Source organism: Glycomyces tritici (assembly GCF_030403505.1).
Genome location: NZ_JAUEMJ010000010.1, coordinates 17,297 through 37,990, shown reverse-complemented (window position 1 = coordinate 37,990; position 20,694 = coordinate 17,297). Strand labels below are relative to the sequence as shown.

Genomic DNA, 20,694 nt, shown 5'->3' with positions numbered 1-20,694 from the left:
GGCGCTCTATAGTCGAAGCCATGCCGATCTCGAAAGCCGCCGCTCGCGGCATCACCGACGAATTCGCTCGCCGGAGGGGCCCCAAGACCGGCCTGGTCGTGGGCGCGGCCTGGGGGAACCCGGTCCTCACCGCCGCGCTCGAGGCGCTGATGCCCGCCGACCGGCTCACCGTCGTCGCCGACCCGGTCTCCATTGAGGACCTGAAGGCCTCTCTTGCGGCCGAGGGCTCCTGGACCGCCGGGAACGTCACCGCCGTCGCCGCGCTCGCCGACGCCGAACCGGCCGAAGAGGTCATGCTCGCCTCCCCCGTCACCGTCGAGGCCGAGGCGTTCATCGCCGACATCGAGCTGCTGCGGGGGAAGGTCGCGCCCGGCGGCGTGCTCTCCTTCGCCGCCACGCTCACCGCGCCCGCCCGCGAGGAGATCGCCGAGCTCGTCGCCGAGTACGGCATCGGCACCGACCTCATCGTCCGGTCGCTCCCGCCCGTGCGCATCCACAAGCTCCGCATCGGCTCCGCCGCCAAGCGCGAAGGCGAACCGCACGCGATCGCCCCCGCCGAAGACCTCGCCCCCGCGTGGCGCGCCTCCTCGGTCGCCGTCACGCCCTCGATGCACCTCGACTCGAACGGCGTGATCGCCGCCGGGCTGCTCTTCGGGGCCGCTTGGGCCGCGAAGCAGATCAGGCCCTCCTCGAAGGCGTGGGTCCTGCCCGCGCTCGCCGCCGTCCCGGTCGCCGCGTTCTTCCGCGACCCGCAGCGCGAAGCGGACCTGCGCGGCGAGGACGACGAGCCCGAAGCGGTGCTCGCCGCCTCGGACGGGCGCGTCATGGCCGTCGAGACCGTCGTCGACGAGCGCTTCGGCGCCGCCACCGGCACCGCCGGCGCCGAATGGCTGCGCATCAGCGCGTACCTCTCGGTCACCGACGTGCACATCAACCGCGCGCCCGTCGCCGGTGAAGTCGTGGACGTGTTCACCGAACGCGGCGGCTACGCCAAAGTGAGCGCGCCCGAAGCCGAGCACAACGCCGCCTGCTACACGGTCCTGTCGACCCCGCGCGGCCGCGTCGTCGTCGCCCAGCGCACCGGCGCGCTCCTGCGCCGCATCGTCAACCGCACCAAACCCGGTGCGGCCGTGGCGAAAGGCGAACGGTACGGCCTCATCCGGTTCGGCTCCCGCACCGACGTGTACCTGCCCGCGGGCGCCGCCGAAGCCGCGGTCGTCCCGGGAGAGACCATCCGCGCCGGAGAGACGGTGCTCGCGCGCTGGCGTTAGGCCTGGGCTGCGAGATTCTTCAAGTCGACCACTTGGAGGGCGTCCTCGACGGCCGCCGACAGCGGCAGGTCGTCGAGCGCGTCCGCGTCCCACCAGCGCGATTCGCTCGTGGAGCCGCCCGCGGCCTCGATCACCTGCGCGGCGGAGGGGTCCTCGACGGTGGCCGAGTAGATGGCGCGCACGCCGTGCCAGTCGAGCGGGTACCCCTCGGGGCCGATCGCGCGGCGGTGGCGGAACGACGTGACGTTGAGGAGTTCGCCGACCTGGGCGGCCTGGCCGGTCTCCTCGTAGATCTCGCGGGAGACGGCCGCGCGCGGGGACTCCCCGAAGTCGACGCCGCCGCCGGGCAGGTGCCAGGTGCCGCCGCCGGGGTAGCCCTCGGCGATGCGGGCGAGGAGGATGCGGCCGTCGCCGTCGGCGACGACCCCGTACGCGCCGAAGCGCTGGCCCCGTCTGCGGCGGCCCTTCTTGGCTTTCGAGGGCGGGACGGGCCGGGTCTCCTGCGGGGCCTTGTCGACGCGTCCGGCGAGCCGGTCGTCGGCGAGGTGCAGGCAGGCGGAGACGAACGGCGAATGGGATTCGGCGGCCGCGCGGGCCGGTTCGACCCATTCGGCGGCGTCGCCTTCGAAGTCGTCGCCGGGTTCGCCGGTGACCTTCGCGGTGTAGATGATCGCGTTGGTGTGGACGCCCCGCCTGGCGACGGCGACCGCTTCGAGGGGCGCGCCGACGGCGACCTCGTAGCCGGTGTGCTCGCCGACCAGGCGTCCGGCGGCCCGCTTCGGGGGCTCGCCGTGGTCGAGCACGCCGCCCGGCAGGTGCCAGGGGCCCGCTTCGCGCCCGCGGGTCCGCCTCGTCAGCAGGACCCGGCCGTTCTCGTCACGGACCTCCCCGTACGCAGCTATCCGGAATTGCATCCCTCAACTGTACGGCGTGATCACGGCGCCACGGTGAAGCTTGCGAGCCGTGCGTGAGCAGAGGGGCGACGCTTGCGGGCCGTGTATGAGCCGAGAGGCGACGCTTGCGGGCCGTGCGCTGAGGCTATTCCCATTCGATGGTGCCCGGGGGCTTGGAGGTGACGTCGAGCACGACGCGGTTGACGTCGGCGACCTCGTTGGTGATGCGCGTGGAGATCTTCGCGAGGAGCTCGTAGGGCAGGCGGGACCAGTCGGCGGTCATCGCGTCCTCGGAGGAGACCGGGCGGAGCACGATCGGGTGGCCGTAGGTGCGGCCGTCGCCCTGGACGCCCACGGAGCGGACGTCGGCGAGGAGCACGACCGGGAACTGCCACACGGACCGGTCGAGGCCGGCGGCGGTGAGTTCGGCGCGGGCGATCGCGTCGGCGGCCTTGAGCAGGTCGAGGCGTTCGCGGGTGATCTCGCCGACGATGCGGATCCCCAGGCCGGGGCCGGGGAACGGGTGGCGCCAGATCATGGCCTCGGGCAGGCCCAGTTCGAGACCGATCGCGCGGACCTCGTCCTTGAAGAGGGTGCGCAGCGGTTCGATGAGCGCGAACTGGAGGTCGTCGGGCAGGCCGCCCACGTTGTGGTGGCTCTTGATGTTGGCGGTGCCGGTGCCGCCGCCGGACTCGACGACGTCGGGGTACAGGGTGCCCTGGACGAGGAACTCGATGTCCTTCTCGGCGGCGATCTCGCGGGCGGCGGCCTCGAAGGTGCGGATGAACTCGCGGCCGATGATCTTGCGCTTCTCCTCGGGGTCCGTGACGCCCTTGAGGGCGGTGAGGAACTGCTCGGAGACGTCCACGGCGCGCACGTCGATGCCGGTGAGCTGCGCGTAGTCCTTCTCGACCTGCTCGGCCTCGCCGGCGCGGAGCAGCCCGTGGTCGACGAAGACGCAGGTCAGCTGGTCGCCGACGGCGCGGTGCACGAGTGCGGCGGCCACGGAGGAGTCGACGCCGCCGGAGAGGGCGCAGAGGACGCGCTTGTCGCCGACCTGCTCGCGGATGGCGGCGACCTGCTCGTCGATGATCGCCGAGTTCGTCCAGTTCGGCTTGATGCCGGCGATGTCGTGCAGGAAGTGGCGGATGACGGCCTGGCCGTGCGGGGTGTGGGCGACCTCGGGGTGGTACTGGACGCCCGCGAGGCGCGCCTCGAGGTTCTCGAACGCCGCGACGGGGGCGCCGTTGGTGCGGGCCACGACCTCGAACCCGGCGGGGGCCTCGGTCACGGAGTCGCCGTGGCTCATCCACACCGACTGGTGGTCGGGGAGCCCGTCGAGGAGCTTCGAGGGGCAGAGCACGTCGAGCTGGGTGCCGCCGTACTCGGAGAGCCCGGTCCTGGCCACGGTCCCGCCGAGCGAGGCGGCCATGGCCTGGAAGCCGTAGCAGATGCCGAGCACGGGCACGCCGGCCTCGAACAGGGCCTTCTCCACCTGCGGGGCGCCTTCGGCGTACACGCTCGAAGGACCGCCCGAGAGGATGATCGCGGCCGGCTCCTTGGCGAGCATCTCGCTCGCGGGCATCGAGGAGGGCACGATCTCCGAGTAGACGTTCGCTTCGCGGACGCGCCGCGCAATGAGCTGCGCGTACTGCGCACCGAAGTCGACCACCAGCACCGTTTGTCGCATGCCACCAGGGTAACCGGTAAGGGGCCTCACACCGGAAGGCGCGGCTACCCTGATGACGTGCTCAACCCTGGGGTCCGCGAATCGTTCCGCCGGGTCGGCCGGGACCTGCGGTCATGGACGCCGGGCGAGGCCGTGCCGGTCCTCGCGGTGCGCGCCGCGTTCGGCATCGCGGTCGCCATGAGCGCCGTCGCGTTCGCCGGCCACCCCTCGTGGGGGCAGGCCGCGGTCATGGGCGCGTGGCTCGGCGGCGTCGCGATGCTGACCCCCGGCACCCGCACCGGGCCCTCGCTGCCGCTGCTGGTCGGCGCGGCCGGCGCGCTCGGGGTCGTGCTCGGCTCGATCGGCGACCCGATCGTGCTCATCGCCGCGGCGGCCGCCTACGCGTTCACGCTCACGTTCATCGGCTCGGTCACGCACATCGCGGGCGTCACGTTCACCGTCTCCGGCATCATGTTCTTCCTCGCCGATCACCTCACCGCCGAAGCCGGGGTGCTCCTCGCGGCGGTCGCGTGCGCGGCGGGCGGCGCGGTGCAGGCGCTGACGGCGCTCCTGCCCCCGTACTACCGGTGGGCCGAGGACCGGCGCACCCTCGCCGACGCCTGGCTGGCCCTCGCGGCCGAAGCGGACGCGCTCGCCGCCGACCCCAACGCGCCGTTCCGCACCGAGCCGCTCTTCGAGGCCGCGCAGGAACTCGACCGCCGCCGGGCCCTGCCCGCGGCGGTCCTGGAGGCGCGCCGCCAGATCTACGCCGTGTCGACCGCGATCGGCCGGGTCGCCTCGGCGCGCGCCCGCGCCGACGCGCAGGACCGCGACACCGTCGAGTTCTATTCGGAGGCTTTGGAACTCGCCGCCCGGCTCCTCGGCCACTTCGCCGAGCAGATCACCTCCCGCGCCCCCACCGAACTCGACTGGGACGCCCTCCTCGACGGCCTCTCGCAGAACCCGATGGCCACCGCCACCGGCACCATGCCCACCGAGATCGGCGGGCTCCTGCGCACCCTCCACGAGACCGGCGGGTTCGCCGAGCGCCTCACCGCCGGCGGCGACGACGTCGTCGCCGACCCCGCGCTCGCGCACGCCGCCGGCACCGCCCGCCAGGCCGTGGGCCAGCTCCGGGCCCGCCTGCACCGCCGCGACCCGGTGATCCACCACGCGCTGCGCCGCGCCGGCGTCATCGCGCTCGCCATGACCATCGGCCTCGCCTGGCCCACCGGCCACGGCTACTGGATCCCGCTCACCGCCTGGCTGGTGCTGCAGGCCGATTTCGCCGGGACCCTCACCCGCGGCGTCACCCGCGCGGTCGGCACCACCGGCGGCGTCGTCTTCGCCTCGCTCCTGGGGATGCTGCTGCCGCAGGACCAGCTGTGGCTGAGCCTGGTCGTGCTCGCGTACGCGCTCATCGCCTATCTGACGCGGCCGGTGTCGATGCTCGTGTTCGCCGCGGCCGTCTCCGGTTTCACCGTGTTCCAGATCGACCTCTCGGGTGAGAACCCGATCGCCGCCGCACTCGACCGGGGCGCCTGCACCCTCGTGGGCGCGGCGCTCGCGATCGGCTTCTACACGCTCGCCCCCACCTGGCAGACCCGCCGCCTCGGCGACCTCCTGGGGGACCTCGTGGACGCCTACCGCGACTACGCCCGGCTCTCCCTGGACCGCCAGGCGCACCCGGCCGACTACGACCGCAAGGTCATGCACGCCGCGATCGACCAGATCCGGGCCCGCCGCTCCGCCCTCACCGCCGCCGCCGACCAGGCGAAGGCCGAACCGGTCGCCGGGCCGGGCCCGCTCTCGGCGGACGCACTCGGTGCGGAGGCGGCATTGTCAAGGGCGGCAAGGGCCCTGGTGGCGGTGAATGCGACGCTGGGCCGGGACGAGCAGGCGACGGGCCTCGCGGGGGTCGACGCGTTCGCGGACTCGCTCGACACGGCCTACCTGCGGCTGGCGGCGCTGGCCCGGGGCGACGCGCCGCCGCGCGGCATCGACCTCAGCGAGGCCGTGCAGCGCCTCGACTTCCGCCTCGCGGCCATCGAGGACCGGGACACGCGGACGCGGCGCAGCGTGCTGCGCTGGGAGTCCGACAACGTGGTGGAGGCCCTGGACGACGCCGCCCTGCTCATGGCCGGCTGGAACGCCTAGAACAGCGCGGACCGGGCCCGCTGGATCGCCGCTTCGGCGGCGGCCCGCTGCTCCTCGGTGAGCTTCGACTCGAACTCGAGGAGGTCGAGGCCGATCACCTGCAGCTGGTCGGGCAGGTGCGTGTCGTTCGGCAGGCGCGGCACGATCCGCCGCGGCTGGCCCTCGGCGTCGGCCGCGAGGTCGGCCAGGGCCTGGACGAGGGCGTGCATCGCCGTCGCCCGAGAGGACAGGCGAGCGGGCGACCAGTGGCGCGTGCCTTCGACGACACGCCCGATCGCCCGCTCGAGTTCGGTGCTCAAAGCCGCTAGTCGCCCTGGAAGTAGGACAGGAGGCGCAGCAGGTTCCAGTACAGGAAGATGAGGCCCGCGGTGAGGCCGAAGGCCCCCGCCCAGGCGTACTTCTTCGCGGCGCCGTTGTTCGCGGCGTACTCGATCATGTCGAAGTCGAGGATGAACGAGAACGCGGCCCACAGCGTGATGCCGATCGCGATGATCCACTGGAGCGCCGAGGCCGACTCGCCGGGAGCGGCGAACAGGCCCAGGTCCATGCCGAACGCGCCCGCGATGAGGTTGACCATCGAGAGGGCGAAGATGCCGATGCCCGCGCCGACGATGACCTTGGTGAACATCGGCGAGTTCTTCAGGATGCGGAACTTGTACAGCGCGAGCATCGCGCCGAACACGAGGATGGTCGCCAGGAGGGCGTTCACGACGATGCCCGGCCACTGCTGCTCGAACACGGCGGAGACGCCGCCGAGGAGCAGGCCCTGGCCGATCGCGTACGCGAAGGCCACGAACGGGTTCGTGACCGGCTTGAACATCGAGAAGATCATGATGCCGAGGCCCACGACCATGCCGATCGTCCCGAGCATCATGGCGGTGCCGATGGCGTCCGCGTCGTTGTTCGCGATGCCGTCGGCGACCATCGAGTACGTGAGGATCGCCGCGACGAAGGTCGCGCCGACCAGCGCCACAGTACGGACGATGACGTCGTCGATCCGCATGGTCTCAGCCTGCGGAGCCTGGGTCATCTGCCCGTAAGGCCCGTACGCGGCACCCATGTGCTGCTCGTTGTACTGGGTCTTCACCATATTTCGAAGGGATGAGTTCCTGCTCTGCATTGCCATGACCTGCGGTCCTCCGTTGGAATTTCAAGGGTGATTATCAGCCTATCCGGTCACTGCCCTGAACACGACACAGCGGCGAAGCATTCCCTGCTCCGCCGCTGTGAATCCACTCAGACAGCTAGGAGATCACTGTGACCCGTCCGAGCTCGGGCGCCTGGAGCGGCGCCGCGGCGGTGCCGAACTCCGCGAGGTAGTCCTCGAACGCGTCCACATCGAGTTCGCCGAAGAGGCGGTTGGTGCCGTCCTTGAACGCGGTGAACGAGTCGCCGCCGTCGGCGAGGAACGAGTTCATCGTGACCCGGTAGGTCTGGTCCATGGCGATCGGCTCGCCGTTGAGCATGAGCGAGTCGGCCACGATCTGGTCCGTGCCCGTCTTGGTCTTGTCCCATGTGTACGTGAAGCCCTCGGAGACCTGGAGCTGCAGGGTCGTCGAGCGGGCCGCGCTCGGCAGCTGCTGCTGGAGCCCGGCCAGGATCTGCGCGCCGGTCAGGTCGAGCGTGACCACGTAGTTCGCGAACGGCTGGACCTCGAAGACCTCCTTGTACGTGACCTCGCCGGGGGTGCCGGCGCCGTACACGAGGTCCTGGCGCACCCCGCCGGGGTTCATGAGGGCCAGCTCGGCTCCGCCGGTGTCGGCGCTCGCGGTGTTCCACAGCTGCGCGTCGGCGATGAGGCTCCCGAGGGGGAACTCGACGGCGCGGTTGCCGTTCGGCGCGCGCTTGATGTCCTCGGCGATGAGGCAGACCAGGCGGTTGGCGACCTCGTCGTAGCCCTCGCCCGTGTAGGAGGCGATGATGTCCTGCTGCTCGCCGTTCGGCTCCACGTCGCGGGTGACGATCGTGTTCGAACCGGTCACCGACGAGCGCACGATGTCCTTGGTGCGCTTGTCATACGTCGCGTCGATCTGCGTGAACACGCGGCCGTACGAGGACGCGGAGGTGACCATGCGCGGGTTCCCGGCCGGGTCGGGCACCGAGCACACGTACTCGTTGTGGGTGTGGCCGGTGACCAGGACGTCAACGAGCGGGGTCATGTTCTCGGCGATGTCCACGATCGGGCCGGACATGCCGACCGCCGTGCCGTCCAGCGACTCGCACTCGTGGCCGGTGTCCTCGGCGACCGGGACGCCGCCCTCGTGCATGAGCACCACGATCGCGTTGACGCCCTTGCGCTTGAGCTCCTTGGCGTACTTGTTGGCCGTCTCCACCTCGTCGGTGAACTCCAGGCCCGCGATGCCGGACTGGGAGACGATGTCGCCCGTGCCCTCCAGGGTCATGCCGATGAAGCCGACCTTGATGCCGCGGCCGAAGTCCTTGACCCAGTACGGGTCCAGGACGGGCTTGCCGGTGGCCTCGTCGACGACGTTCGCGCCGAGGTATGGGAAGTCCGCGCCCTCGAAGTCCCCGTCGCCTTCGATGATGCGGTTGAGCTCGTCGAACCCGGCGTCGAACTCGTGGTTGCCGACCGAGGAGACCTCGACGCCCATGGCGTTCAGGGACTCGATCGTCGGCTCGTCGTCGTACACGGCGGAGAGGAAGGGGCTGGCGCCGATGAGGTCGCCGGCGGCCACGGTCGTGGAGTAGCGCTCGCCTTCGCGGGCCTTTTCGAGGTGGGTCGCCAGGTACTCGGCGCCGCCCACGGGCGTGTTCACGCCGTCGATCGGCCACGTGTTGGAGGCGCTGGCCTCGATGTAGCCGTGGAAGTCGTTGAGGGCCAGCAGCTGCAGGTCCACCTCGCGGTTGGGGTGGTGCTGGCCGGCGTTGGCCGACCACGCGCCGACGGCGAGCGTGGTCGCGGCGAGCGCCGCGGCGCCGACGACGGCCACGGCGCGGCGCTTCCTTCTGATGGTGAACATGGCACTCCGTTGGAGGTCGATGGGATGGCGGGCCGGGGCTGCCCCCAGTCAGATCCAATCATGGGACGATTGCACCCGAGTCAACGCAGCATAACGCCTTCACAACGCCCCGATAACAGTAAAGACGGCCTATCCCGTAGCACAATGCGACGGTTAGCGCACCCTCACTCTCGCGATACGAGACTCGTATTCGCGCACGTGATCCCTTGCAGCACAGCGACTTGTTACTGACCCGTCACAACTGCGTGTCCACATTGTCGACCCTTGCCCCATGCGAAACCGGTTGCTACAGTCACTGCGAATACAACTCGCATATACAGCTCGTCACCGGTGGGGACTGCTGCGGAGCGGTCATAGGCGAGCAAGACGCCCACAGGGGGTTACCCGTTGACGACCGGCTACTTCACCAATGAACAGCACGACGCCCTCAGAGCCGAGGTCCGGGCCTTCGCCGAACGCGAAGTGCGCCCGCGCGTCCCCGAGATGGAGACCCAGAAGACCGTCCACCACGAGCTCTCCCGCCTCATCGCCGCCCAAGGCTGGCTCGGAGTCACCATCCCCGTCGACTACGGCGGGATGGGCATGGGGCACTTGGCGAAGACCATCATCATCGAAGAACTGGCCCGAGTCTCCGGTGCCATGGGCGCGATGGTGCAGGCCTCCCAGCTCGGGGTCGCCAAGATCCTCCATTACGGCTCGGACGAGCAGAAGAAGACCTGGCTGCCCAAGGTCGCCTACGGCGACTGCCTCCCCACGATCGCCGTCACCGAATCCGCCTCCGGCGGCCACGTGCTCGGCATGCGCGCCAGGGCCGTCCGCGACGGCGACGACTACATCCTCAACGGCCACAAGGTCTTCGTCGGCAACAGCCATGTCGGCGACCTCCACGGCGTGGTCGTGCGCACCGGCTTGGGCCCCAAGGGGCTCACGGCGTTCCTCGTCGAGTCCGACCGGCCCGGGTTCGCACTGGCCCCGCAGCAGTCCACGATGGGCCTGCACGGGTTCAGCTTCGGGGAGCTCCTGTTCGAGAACTGCCGCGTGCCCGCCACGAACCGGCTCGGCGAAGAGGGCCAAGGCCTCTCGGTCGCCTACTCCTCGTCGATCCTGTACGGGCGCTCCAACCTGACGGCGGTGTCGCTCGGCATCCACCAGGCGATCCTCGACGAGACCGTCGCCTACGCGTCCCAACGGGAGCTGTACGGGAAGCCCCTCGCCGAGCTCGACAACATCAAGCAGAAGATCGGACAGATCACCTCACGGCTCATGACGGCCAGGATCACCGCCTACCACGCGGTGCACCTGCTCGACCAGGGCATGCCCTGCGACATCGAGCTGATGAACGCCAAGCTCGTCAACGTGGAGTCCGCACTGGACTCGGCGCGCGAGGCGATGGAGATCCATGCCGCGATCGGCCTCACCACCGAGCGGCCGATCGAGCGGTTCCTGCGGGACGCGTACCACATCTTCGCCCCCGCAGGCACCTCCGACGTGCAGCGCCTGCGCCTCGCCGAGGCGGCGATGGGACGGACCAAGGGCCAGTGGTCCGAGCGCATCGTCAACGGCGAGGCGGTCGCAGTGCACTAGAGCGCGAGATCCGGAGGATCGGCCGGAAGCTCGGGCATGCAGCAATGGGGAGGCGGCGTCGGCCGCCTCCCCATTCGTTCACCCCTGCAGAGAATTGCCGGACTGGATCCCGGCGTTGCGCTCCCGGATCCGGTCCATCACCTTGGCGGCCATGCCCTTGATGATCTCCAGGCCCGGGCGGCCCCAGTCGTGGGTCTCCGTGTCGACCACGCACACCGTACCCAGCGTGTTCCCCTCGTCGTCGATCAGCGGCGCCCCCAGATAGGAGCGGATGCCGATCTTGTCGACCACCGGGTTCCCCGCGAACCGGGGGTAGTCGCAGACGTCCCCCAGGACGAGGGCCTTGCCGCGCACCACCACATGCGGGCAGTAACCGTGGTCGCGGTCCATCTCGCGGCCGACCTCGGGGGCCTCGGAGGCCCCCGCGATCGCCTGGCTGGCCGCATCCGGGGTCGGGGCCGCGAGGCCCGCGAAGTACTGGTGCTCCTCGTCGATGAAGTTCACCATCGCGTAAGGCGCACCGGTGAGCTCGGTCAGCTCGTGGGCGAGCTCATCGAACTCGGGGTCGGGCAGATTGCCGATCCCCAGGTCGCGCAGGCGCTTGGCCCGCTCGGTGGCTCCCGGGTCATCGGGCGTGATCGTGAGTCGGAACTCGCTCTCGGGCATGGACATGCTGGGCTCCTTCACCGGACGCTGGAAGCAGCGGCCGACATCAGGTGCTTGGTCAACGTGACCAGCACCAAGGTCGCGGAACGTGGATCGCGTGCGTCGCAGCAGACGATCGGGATATTCGGTTTGAGGTCCAATGCGGCCCTGACCTCTTCCGGCTCGTAGTGGAAGCCGGATTCGAACTCGTTGACCGCCACGATGAACGACGTGCCCCGCCGCTCGAAGAAGTCGAGCGCCGGGAAGCAGTCCTCCAAGCGCCGCGTGTCCGCCAGCACCACCGCGCCGAAGGCCCCGTCCGAAAGCTCATTCCACATGAACCAGAACCGGTCCTGACCGGGCGTGCCGAACAGGTACAGGATGTGCTGCCGGTCGAGGGTGATACGGCCGAAGTCCAACGCCACGGTCGTCGTCACCTTGTCTCCGACGCCGGTGAGGTCGTCCGTGCCGATCGAGGCCATCGTGATGGTCTCCTCGGTGCTCAGCGGCTCGATCTCCGAGACCGCCCCGACGAAGGTGGTCTTGCCGACGCCGAACCCCCCGGCGACGAGCAGCTTGATGGCAGTGGGCAGTGCTGGTTGTTGTGCTGGCGAGCGGTCAAAGTCGCCGTTGTAGGCCATTGAGGAGTGCCTCCAATACGGTTTGGTCAGTGGGGTCGACGGCCGGGTCCGGAGCGTGGGTGACGATCGCTCCGCAGTCGACGAGATCGGAGAGCAACACCTTGATGACCATCGCCGGCAGGCGCATGTGCGCCGAGACCTCGGCGACCGAGATCGGCTCCCGGCACAGGAGCAGGGTCTCGGCGTGCTCGGCCTCCAACTGCGCCGGCCGCATCTGCCCGGTCGACCGGACCAGCGACAGCAGGTCCATCTTCTTCGTCGGCACGGTGCGGCCGTTCGACACGGTGTAGGGCCGCACCAGCGGCCCCGCATCGTCGTCGAGCAGCGGCTGATGCTCGAAGTCGGCCATCAGCCGACCATTTCACCGCTGGCGGCCGCGGCCCTGCGCACGGGCGTCTCCAGATACGGGCGCACACTCTTGACCAGAATGGACATCTCGTAGCCGAGGACTCCCGCGTCCGCCTCGCGTCCCGCCGCCACGGCCAGGACGGCGCCCTGGCCCGCGGTCGACACGAACAGCAGCGTGTCGTCGAGCTCCGCCACCACCTGGCGAACGCCCGCCGACGAACCGAACTGCACGCCCGCGCTCCGCGCCAGCGAGAACATGCCCGACGCGATCGCCGAGAGCTGGTCGGCCTGGTCGACGCCCATGCCGTGGAACGCCTTCTTGATACCGTCCGAGGACAGCAGGAGTGCGCTTCGCGTGTGCGGAACCTTCCTCACCAGCCCGGCCAACAGCCAGCTGAGATCTGAAGGCGCGCCTGCCTCATCGCCTGCCATTACAACTCCTCATTCCTGTACGGAGAAACGGAACCATCGGATGCGGGGATCTGCGGATCGAAGTCCGCGCGCTGTCGGCCCTGCTGGAACGCCTTCATCAGACCCGGGTCGTGGCCGGCCTCCGAACCTCGGGCCCCGTGCTGCGGCGCATCGCGCAACTGCGGCGCCAGGTGCGTCTGCTTCGCGCGTTTCGGAAGCTCCGGACGAGTGCCCGAACCGAAGCCGTGCCCGCCCGGGTGATCGGGATCCACCTCGGGGATCTCGGCCGTCACCGGCAGGGCACCGGTGTCGACCCTCGTGGCTGCAGTGCTGTGGCCGTTGACCGGTCCGTCCATGCGAGCTTGAGGCACGGAACCACCGTAGTGTCGGGTACCCGCGGTAGGCAAGGGGCGCAGCTGCACCGAGGGAAGGTGCGGCGACGGCGCCGCCGCCCCCGGCTGGCGCACCGGCATCGCCTGCACCGGCGGCGCAGGCAGCTCCCGCGGCGCGGGGGCCTTGGGCGTGTCGTCGCCCAGCAGCACCTCGGGAATCACCAGGATCGCCTGCGTGCCGCCGAAGATGTTGGACTGCAACTGCACCGTCAGCTCATGGCGGTGCGCCAGCGACGAGACCACGTACAGGCCGATGCGGCCGTCCGCGAGCAGCTCGTCCAGATCCACCTGGTCCGGCGTCGCCAGCATCGTGTTGAACCGGTCCCGCTCGTGCGCCTCCATGCCCAGGCCGCGGTCCTCGACCTCGACGGCCAGGCCCGTGCGCACCCGGGCGACCCGGATGAGCACCTGCGTGTTCGGCGCCGAGAACGTCGTCGCGTTCTCCACCAGCTCCGCCACCAGGTGGATGACGTCCGCGACCGCGTGGCCCTTGAGCGTGCCGTCGATGGGGCGCACCAGCTTCACTCGCGCGTACTGCTCCACCTCCGCGACGGCGCTGCGGAGCGCTTCGTAGACGTTGACCGGACGCGACCACTGCCGGTGCGAGGTCGCACCGCCCAGGACCGCCAGGTTCTCCGCGTGGCGGCGGATGCGCGTCGCCAAGTGGTCGACCGAGAACAGGCCCTTGAGGAGATCAGGGTCCTCCACCTGGTTCTCGAGCTCGTCGAGCTGCTCGATCTCCCGGTGCACCAGTGACTGCAGGCGCCGGGCCAGATTCACGAAGATGCCCACGCGCGAATGCACGCTCACCGCATCGATCGGACCCGAAGTCGTCGCAGGCTGCGGACTGCGGGCCGGCGCTTGCGGGGCGGGACGCCCGCTTCGCGCCGTGACCGCCTCGGCGGCCGCACGGAGTTGCCGGGCCTCCGCGGCCAGGAGCCGCAACGCCTCGCCGGTCGTGGCCGCACTGGCCGAGGCGTTGGGGAGCGGAACCGACCATCGCTGGTCGACGGGCAGCTCCCGCTGCAGGTCGTCGAGGACCTGCCAGACCTTGAAATGCGTCTCGACAGTGGCTCGACGGACCGCGACCACCTGACGGCCCAGGTCGGCGTCGACCTTGGAGGCGGCGCTGGCGGACAGGTAGGCCACGAGCGCGATGAGCACCGCGGCGAGGCCGAGCACCGCCGGAGCGGTCCATGAGGGACCGTCCGTTGGAGCCAGATTGAAGAAGACCACGACACCGGCACCGACCAGCACCGCGGATACGAGCGGCAGGAGTGCGATGCGCAGCAGACGGGCCTTGAGATCCCCCGACTCCCCGGGTCCCTCTGCGGCAATGGAACCGTAGGGATGAGGCGGCGGCGGACCGGTGGGCTGGAAAGTTTGAGTTGTGGACAGAGGTGTTTCGGGCATCGCCATCCTCACGACACTGGCCTACGGCTTCCGCGATACCGGGGAAGTGACAAAGTCATTGCAGCACAATGGAAAGCCATGTCCCCACCGGCCGTTTCGACAAAATGGTATCGCGCTCGCCTCCCTGGATAGCACGGTGTCCCTGCGCAGTCAACCTGTCCATGCAGTCCGTACCGAGCCTGAAACTCCCGGTTCACAGAACCGATCCACCAGGTCATCGACGGTGCGAACACAGAGCGTGACGTTATCCGGGGGCTGGGCGACCATCACCCGTTCGGACGGCGATGCCGGGAATGCGAGGAACGACACTCCGAGGGTCGGACGGCCCCACTCCGTCCGATCCCGTTGGCCGACAAGTTCATCCCACCTCCGTGCCCGAGACGGGATTTGAACCCGCAAGTCTCACGACGGCCGGTTTTAAGCCGACTGTGTCTACCAGATTCCACCACTCGGGCCCGTATGCTGCCACGCTAGCGGGAATCCGAGCGTGATGGACCCCCCAAGTTTCCCGTCCGGCGCGCTCACCTGAGGGAACACCGAAGTGTCGTGATTCCGACAGTTGGCGGTCCACTTCCCTTGCGGTACAAGCAACGGCGACAAGCGGCGTGTGCCTCCAGTGTCCCACTTCGACTTTCGGCGTGCTGTACACAAAGTTCAAGCGGCGGCGACAAAGAGGCAGTACGAAGCCCAGGTCGGATGTCGGCCCGCGGCCCGCATTCCGAGCCATCTCGGTCCACAATGGCCTGATATTCACCCCTTCGAGTGATGCCACCAAGACCATTACCTGTCATCATTAATCTATAACCGCCACAAGACTAATCGGATAACTCCCAAGGGGGTGAGCAGGATGAATGGCACAGATCGAAACTCTCAGGCGGCAGTCCTGCGCCCCCGGATCGATTCCCTCACCTCTCAGCTCTGCGCAGTCGAGGCCAATCTCCTGCAAGCAGTGATCGCCTACACCTCTCAAGGGCTCCACAAGGAATGCGACGGCTTCTCCGGCATCCGCGACTGGATCAAGGAGTCCTTCAGTCTCAATGAGGCCTGCGCGGGCCAGATCGCCTCCATTGCCCGCCTTTCCCCGAAGTTCAAGCACCTCACCGAGGCCGCCCTCGCAGGGGCCGCCCGCATCGACGCCATCGCCTACGCCATGCGCCGCATCGAGCGCGAGGGCCTGGCCGTCTACTCCCGGGTCCCCTACCCCGCCCCGGTCGAATCCCCGTACGGCGCAGTGCTCTGCCGAACTCCCGAGGAGCTGATCCGGGAGTACTGCATCCACTCCACCCGCGCCGAACTCGCCGAGCACCTCGACCGCATCTGCGCCGAGCTCTTCGACCAGCAGTCGCTCCTCGACGAGCTGAGCCAGCAGTCCCTGGCCTGGCTGGAGGTCAACCAGCGCCCTGATGGCATGTGGGACATCGAAGGCCTGCTCACCGATGACACTGGGAAGCTCATCAGCAACGCCCTGAAGACCGCCGTTCCCCCTCCTCGCCAAGAGGACAAGGACGCCGATGGTCTACTCCCCCGAGTCTCCGGCCGGAATGCCGAAGCGCTGCACCAGATGGCAGCGGCCTACGGCACCGACCCCTCGGCTCCCAAGCGCCACGGCCACACCGCCACCCTGAACCTCACCTGCGACCTCGCGACCCTGCGCGGCGAGAAGACCGGTCGGCTCCCCATGCTCGACGGCAAGCCGGTCTCCGTCGCCAAGGCCCGCCTCCTCGCCTGCGAAGCCGGGGTCATCCCCTCGGTCTTCGACTACAGCACCGGCGAAGCCATCGAACTGGGCCGAGCCAAGCGCCTCCCCAACACGGCCCTCCGCCACAAACTCGAACTCGAGCAGCCAACCGGGTGCGCCTGGTCCGGTTGCCGGGCTCCGATCGCTTGGACCGAGGCGCATCACTTGGAGCATTGGGCAGACGGGGGCTTGACGGCCGCTGAGAACCTGGTCCTCCTCTGCAGGTTCCATCACGGTCGGATACATACGGGCAAATGGGATATTGAGAAGACCGGCCCGGGCCGCGTCTCGATCCGGCACAAGAGCACCGGCTGCACCGACGAGGAGTGGGAAGCGGACCTTTTCAAGGACTTGCCGAACGGGCATGACTCCACGGAATGGTCGCCCACGTATCGACGCGAGCTGACCGACTATGCCGCCTGGTACGCCCAGAAGAGCATGGAAGCCGTGATCGTCAAGACCCGGGAGCGGTTCCGGAAGACCGAGGCCGCCAAAGAGACGGCACCCGTGGCGATGCGGGAGGACCCGGGCGATCCACCGTTCTTAACCTGCCCTCAGCGGGCGACTGCTGAGGGGAGCGCGGGTCATGGCCAGCGCAGCCCGATTCCCAAGGGGGACCGGGCCCCTCAGCATGTCCAGGGTCGAAAGGGGCACCTGGGATGCGCCCTCGCGGAGTCAGCGGGGAGATCCGACCCGCAGGCCGCAGTGCGACCGGGGAGGGAGCGCACCTCTTGTCGCTGCCAGGTTGAACCCGGGCCAGGTGAGGGCCAAGGGCCGGACTGCAACCGGGGAAGGTGCCATCCCTTTGCCGCTGCCAGGTTGCACCCGCACCCCGTCAAGCCGGTCGGCCGCAACCCAGCCTGGCCGCTACCCCACCCCTTCGTCGCTGCCGGTTGAACCGGAGGGAAATCGGGCCCGGGTCCCGCATCCGGACCTCGCCCTGCCCCTGCCGCTTCGTCGGTGCCCGCTTGAGCCTGGGCCTAGCCGAGCCGGAGGCCCGCATCCGGACCTCGCCCTGCCCCTGCCGCTTCGTCGCTGCCGGTTGAACCGGAGGGAATTCGGGCCCGGGACCCGCATCCGGACCTCGCCCTGCCCCTTCGTCGCTGCCCGCTTGAACCAGGCTCCAGCCAAGCCGGAGGCCCGCGTCCCAACCCCGCATTGACTCTGCCCCTTCGTCGGCGCCCGCTTGAAGCCGCGCCAAGTCCGTCCCGAGAGGGAGTCGGGTCGGCCCCCGTTATCGTCTTTCCGACAATCGGGCGCCGGCGATTCAGGCCACCGGGATCGCCTGCCGCTGCGAGCATGGGGCGGCATTGTCGTCCTACAACGAGGTGGTCAAATGCGACGAGTTCTGGCCAGTGCGGCCGCTGCTCTGGCGATCGGGGCGGTGTGGGCCGCTCCCGCCGCGGCAGAGCCGGTCGGGTCCGAGGTTCCGGTGGCGGTCCAGGCGGCCGACGACACCGAGAGCGTGTACTGCAGCGCGGCGTTCAGCGTCGCGACCGTGGTGCGCGAGTACCCGAGCGCGAGTGCGAAGCAGATCGGGCCGAAGATCCCGGCCGGGACCTGGGTCGACGGGTCCTGGTGCTCGCCGTTCACCGACGGCGGGCAGCACAAGACCTGCGGGTCCTCGTCGAAGGTGTGGGTCGCCGTGGACTGGAACGACACATGGGGCTTCGCGCACGTGGGCTGCATGCAGGCGTACCACGTCGACTGACCGAGTCGTTGCAGACCGGACCGCGGGTCTCTCAGCCGCGGCCCGGTTTCGCCTTCCCGGCGGCCTTGGCGGCGTAGTAGACGGCCTCGCAGAGGTCGTCGACGTCGTCGTTGTCGCGCCAGTCGTCGAAGTCGGCGACGAACACCATCCTCGCCTCGAGCTGCCGGTCGCCCCTGAGGAGCTTGAGGACCTGCTTCCAGTCCGCCAGGTTCGGGTGGTCGTAGTCCCGGCACGCCCCGGCCGGTTCGAGGAGGCGGATCGCCTGCTGCAGGGTGGCCGCGTCCACCTCGTACGACTCCGAGCCGCCCTCGTGGCCGAGGATCGTGGCCATGACCGCGGCCGGGAGCGGGTGGTCGCCGGTGTTCTTGTGGCCGAAGACCAGTTCGCCGGAGACGTCGTAGACCCCGAGTCCGTAGGCGGCCGGGACCTTCCAGCCGGGGAGGTCGGCGGTGAGGCGCTCCCGGGCGGCGGCGATCTTCTCGCGGGTCTCCCACCGGTCGCCGAGTTCGGCGAGCAGGGCGGTCACGGTGGCTTTGGCTGATGCGGTCATGGCGGAAGTCTCGCACTGGAGGGCGCGGGCGCGCGAACCGATGAGGGAGAAAGAGACGGGGCCGCCCCACCGGAAAGGTGGAACGGCCCCGTGCAGCGTTCGCTAGACGAGCTGCTTCGGCTCCGCGTAGTGGCAGGCCGCGCGGGTCAGGCCCGCGTGGTCGGACCGCAGGAGCGGCTCGACGTCGATGCACTTGGCCTGCTGCGATTCCCCGAGTTCCTGGAACAGCGGGCAGCGGGTGCGGAAGCGGCAGCCCGAAGGCGGGTTGGACGGGCTCGGCACGTCGCCTTGGAGGACGATGCGCTCGCGGGTCCGCTCCTTGCGCGGGTCCGGCAGCGGGATCGCCGACATGAGGGCCTGCGTGTACGGGTGGGCCGGGCCGGCGAAGAGCTGGTCCGTGGTCCCTTCCTCGACGATCTTGCCGAGGTACATGACCGCGACCTTGTCGGCGATGTGCCGCACCACCGAGAGGTCGTGCGAGACGAACAGGTACGACAGCCCCAGTTCGTCCTGCAGGTCCTCCAGTAGGTTGATCACGCCGGCCTGGATCGACACGTCGAGGGCCGACACCGGCTCGTCGAGCATGAGCACCTTCGGCTGGAGCGCGAGCGCACGGGCGATGCCGATGCGCTGGCGCTGGCCGCCGGAGAACTCGTGCGGGTACCGGTTGCGGTGCTCCGGGTTCAGGCCGACGATCTCGATCAGGCTGTTGACCCGGTCGCGGCCGCCGTTCTTGAACAGGTTGTGCACGCGCAGCGGCTCGGCGATGATCTCGAAGACCGTCATGCGCGGGTCCAGCGAGGCCATCGGGTCCTGGAACACCAGCTGGAGGTCCCGGCGGATCGGCCGCATCTGGTTGCGCGAGAGCTTCGTCAGGTCGCGGCCCTCGTAGAGGATCTCGCCCGACGTCGGCGGGATGAGGTTCATCATCAGCCGCGCGGTCGTGGACTTGCCGCAGCCGGACTCGCCGACGAGCGCGAGCGTCTCGGTCTGGCCGATCTCCAGGCTCACGCCCGAGACGGCGTGGACCGCCCCGACCTTGCGCCGGAGGATCCCCTTGGCGCGCACGGGGAACTCCTTGACCAGGTTCCTCCCGGCGATGACGGGGTTCGCCGCGGTCTGCGGAGTGTCGAGCATGGCGTTCACTTCTCCTCCTCCTGAGCGTGCAGGGCGGCGGCCTCGGCCTCGGCGGCTTCGACCTCCGCTTCGACCGACAGGTCGGTGGCCACGGCCGCGAACACGTCGTCGGGGGCCTTGCCCTCGAGCTGGTCCGAGAAGTGGCAGGCCGAGACGTGCCCGGTGGGGCCGATCGGCATGAGGGCCGGCTCGACCTCCGCGCAGATGTCCTGGTGCATGGGGCACCGCGGGCGGAACGGGCAGCCCGGCGGCAGGTTGAGCATCGACGGCGGCGTGCCGTGGACGGGGGTGAGCCGCTGGCTGCGGTCCTCGTCCATGCGCGGCAGCGATCCGATCAGGCCCAGCGTGTAGGGCATGCGCGGCTCGTAGAAGATCTCGTCGACGGAGCCCTGCTCGACCGGTTTGCCCGCGTACATGACGAGGACGTCGTCGGTGTGCCCGGCGATGACCCCGAGGTCGTGCGTGATGAGGATCAGCGCGGCGTTGACCTCTTCGCGGGCCTTCTCCAGGGCCTCGAGGACCTGGGCTTGGACCGTGACGTCGAGGGCCGTGGTGGGTTCGTCGGCGATGATGACGTCCGGGTTGTTCGCCATGGCGATGGCGATGACCACGCGCTGGCGCATGCCGCCGGAGAGCTCGTGCGGGTAGGCGTCGACACGCTGCTGCGGGTTCGGGATGCCGACCGAGTCGAGCAGGTCGATGCAGCGCTTGCGGGCCTCGGCCTTGTTGACGTCCGGGTAGTGGACGCGGATGGCCTCGGACAGCTGGAAGCCGACCGTGTAGACCGGGTTGAGGCTGGTCAGCGGGTCCTGGAAGATCATGGAGATCTTCTTGCCGCGGATGCGGGAGAGTTCGGCGTCGCCGAGGCCGAGGAGCTCGTCGCCCTCGAGCCGGGCGGAGCCGGTGATCTGGGCGGTCTTGGGCAGGAGGCCCATGATCGCCATGGAGGTCACCGACTTGCCGGAGCCGGACTCGCCGACGATGCCGAGGCTCTGGCCGCGGCGCAGCTCGTAGGTCACGCCGCGCACGGCGTGGACGAGGCCGTCGTCGGTCGGGAACGACACGTTGAGGTCGTTCACCTCCAGGACCATGTCGCCCTTGGTGCCGGTGGAGCGCTTGGCGCCGTTGGTGCTCACTGAGATGTTCGACATCG

18 protein-coding genes and 1 tRNA gene are annotated in these 20,694 nt (G+C 69.5%); 5 read left to right on the top strand and 14 right to left on the bottom strand.

The window, feature by feature from the left end; genetic code table 11:
• The first annotated feature begins 20 nt into the window (after window positions 1–20).
• Window positions 21–1,271, top strand: coding sequence for a phosphatidylserine decarboxylase (locus tag QWI33_RS24210; RefSeq protein ID WP_289957871.1), 1,251 nt, complete (start codon window positions 21–23; stop codon window positions 1,269–1,271).
• Here the strand turns inward: QWI33_RS24210 and QWI33_RS24205 are convergent.
• Window positions 1,268–2,185, bottom strand: coding sequence for an NUDIX hydrolase (locus QWI33_RS24205; protein ID WP_289957872.1), 918 nt, complete (start codon window positions 2,183–2,185; stop codon window positions 1,268–1,270). The two genes, QWI33_RS24210 and QWI33_RS24205, sit on opposite strands and share 4 nt — an antisense overlap.
• A gap of 124 nt (window positions 2,186–2,309) precedes the next feature.
• Window positions 2,310–3,854 (bottom strand): glutamine-hydrolyzing GMP synthase, encoded by a 1,545-nt coding sequence (guaA, locus tag QWI33_RS24200; RefSeq protein ID WP_289957873.1) that lies wholly within the window; start codon window positions 3,852–3,854, stop codon window positions 2,310–2,312.
• 57 nt (window positions 3,855–3,911) lie between these two features.
• On the opposite strand from guaA, the gene QWI33_RS24195 reads away from it, so the two are divergent.
• Complete coding sequence (locus tag QWI33_RS24195; protein WP_289957874.1) at window positions 3,912–5,990, top strand: FUSC family protein; 2,079 nt, start codon at window positions 3,912–3,914, stop codon at window positions 5,988–5,990.
• Here QWI33_RS24195 and QWI33_RS24190 read toward each other — a convergent pair.
• The 3 genes from QWI33_RS24190 to QWI33_RS24180 form a co-directional block, all read right to left on the bottom strand.
• Window positions 5,987–6,289, bottom strand: coding sequence for a hypothetical protein (locus QWI33_RS24190; RefSeq protein WP_289957875.1), 303 nt, complete (start codon window positions 6,287–6,289; stop codon window positions 5,987–5,989). The two genes, QWI33_RS24195 and QWI33_RS24190, sit on opposite strands and share 4 nt — an antisense overlap.
• Before the next feature lie 5 nt (window positions 6,290–6,294).
• Window positions 6,295–7,080, bottom strand: a complete 786-nt coding sequence (locus tag QWI33_RS24185) for a Bax inhibitor-1/YccA family protein (RefSeq protein ID WP_289957876.1) — start codon at window positions 7,078–7,080, stop codon at window positions 6,295–6,297.
• A gap of 154 nt (window positions 7,081–7,234) precedes the next feature.
• Window positions 7,235–8,971: a bifunctional metallophosphatase/5'-nucleotidase gene (locus tag QWI33_RS24180; protein ID WP_289957877.1), complete on the bottom strand. Its 1,737-nt coding sequence runs from the start codon at window positions 8,969–8,971 to the stop codon at window positions 7,235–7,237.
• A 387-nt stretch (window positions 8,972–9,358) separates the two neighbouring features.
• On the opposite strand from QWI33_RS24180, the gene QWI33_RS24175 reads away from it, so the two are divergent.
• Window positions 9,359–10,555, top strand: a complete 1,197-nt coding sequence (locus QWI33_RS24175; RefSeq protein ID WP_289957878.1) for an acyl-CoA dehydrogenase family protein — start codon at window positions 9,359–9,361, stop codon at window positions 10,553–10,555.
• Between the two features lie 78 nt (window positions 10,556–10,633).
• Here the strand turns inward: QWI33_RS24175 and QWI33_RS24170 are convergent, their stop codons facing one another.
• The 6 genes from QWI33_RS24170 to QWI33_RS24145 all read right to left on the bottom strand — a co-directional run bounded on the left by QWI33_RS24170 (window position 10,634) and on the right by QWI33_RS24145 (window position 14,860).
• Window positions 10,634–11,227, bottom strand: a complete 594-nt coding sequence (locus QWI33_RS24170) for a GAF domain-containing protein (protein ID WP_289957879.1) — start codon at window positions 11,225–11,227, stop codon at window positions 10,634–10,636.
• 11 nt (window positions 11,228–11,238) lie between these two features.
• Complete coding sequence (locus QWI33_RS24165) at window positions 11,239–11,841, bottom strand: GTP-binding protein (RefSeq protein ID WP_289957880.1); 603 nt, start codon at window positions 11,839–11,841, stop codon at window positions 11,239–11,241.
• Window positions 11,819–12,190, bottom strand: a complete 372-nt coding sequence (locus QWI33_RS24160; RefSeq protein WP_289957881.1) for a DUF742 domain-containing protein — start codon at window positions 12,188–12,190, stop codon at window positions 11,819–11,821. The genes QWI33_RS24165 and QWI33_RS24160 overlap by 23 nt, the downstream gene beginning before the upstream one ends.
• Complete coding sequence (locus QWI33_RS24155) at window positions 12,190–12,621, bottom strand: roadblock/LC7 domain-containing protein (protein ID WP_289957882.1); 432 nt, start codon at window positions 12,619–12,621, stop codon at window positions 12,190–12,192. Before QWI33_RS24155 ends, QWI33_RS24160 begins: the two co-directional genes overlap by 1 nt.
• Window positions 12,621–14,411: a sensor histidine kinase gene (locus QWI33_RS24150; protein WP_289957883.1), complete on the bottom strand. Its 1,791-nt coding sequence runs from the start codon at window positions 14,409–14,411 to the stop codon at window positions 12,621–12,623. Before QWI33_RS24150 ends, QWI33_RS24155 begins: the two co-directional genes overlap by 1 nt.
• 366 nt (window positions 14,412–14,777) lie before the next feature.
• A tRNA-Leu gene (locus QWI33_RS24145) sits at window positions 14,778–14,860 on the bottom strand.
• A gap of 494 nt (window positions 14,861–15,354) precedes the next feature.
• Between QWI33_RS24145 and QWI33_RS24140 the strand changes: the two genes are divergently transcribed.
• Together QWI33_RS24140 and QWI33_RS24135 are read left to right on the top strand one after the other, a co-directional pair.
• The gene (locus QWI33_RS24140) at window positions 15,355–17,040 is read left to right on the top strand and encodes an HNH endonuclease signature motif containing protein (RefSeq protein WP_289957884.1); all 1,686 of its coding nucleotides are present in this window, start codon (window positions 15,355–15,357) and stop codon (window positions 17,038–17,040) included.
• Window positions 17,041–17,479: 439 nt separating this feature from the next.
• A complete protein-coding gene (locus QWI33_RS24135) occupies window positions 17,480–17,854 on the top strand; it encodes a hypothetical protein (protein WP_289957885.1) in 375 nt (124 codons plus the stop codon).
• Between the two features lie 31 nt (window positions 17,855–17,885).
• Here QWI33_RS24135 and QWI33_RS24130 read toward each other — a convergent pair whose 3' ends face one another.
• The 3 genes from QWI33_RS24130 to QWI33_RS24120 form a co-directional block, all read right to left on the bottom strand.
• A complete protein-coding gene (locus tag QWI33_RS24130; RefSeq protein WP_289957886.1) occupies window positions 17,886–18,404 on the bottom strand; it encodes a hypothetical protein in 519 nt (172 codons plus the stop codon).
• Between the two features lie 102 nt (window positions 18,405–18,506).
• Window positions 18,507–19,541 carry an ABC transporter ATP-binding protein gene (locus QWI33_RS24125; RefSeq protein WP_289958323.1) on the bottom strand — a complete coding sequence of 345 codons (1,035 nt, stop codon included), beginning with the start codon at window positions 19,539–19,541 and terminating at the stop codon, window positions 18,507–18,509.
• A gap of 5 nt (window positions 19,542–19,546) precedes the next feature.
• Window positions 19,547–20,692 (bottom strand): ABC transporter ATP-binding protein, encoded by a 1,146-nt coding sequence (locus tag QWI33_RS24120; protein WP_289957887.1) that lies wholly within the window; start codon window positions 20,690–20,692, stop codon window positions 19,547–19,549.
• Window positions 20,693–20,694: the final 2 nt, after the last annotated feature.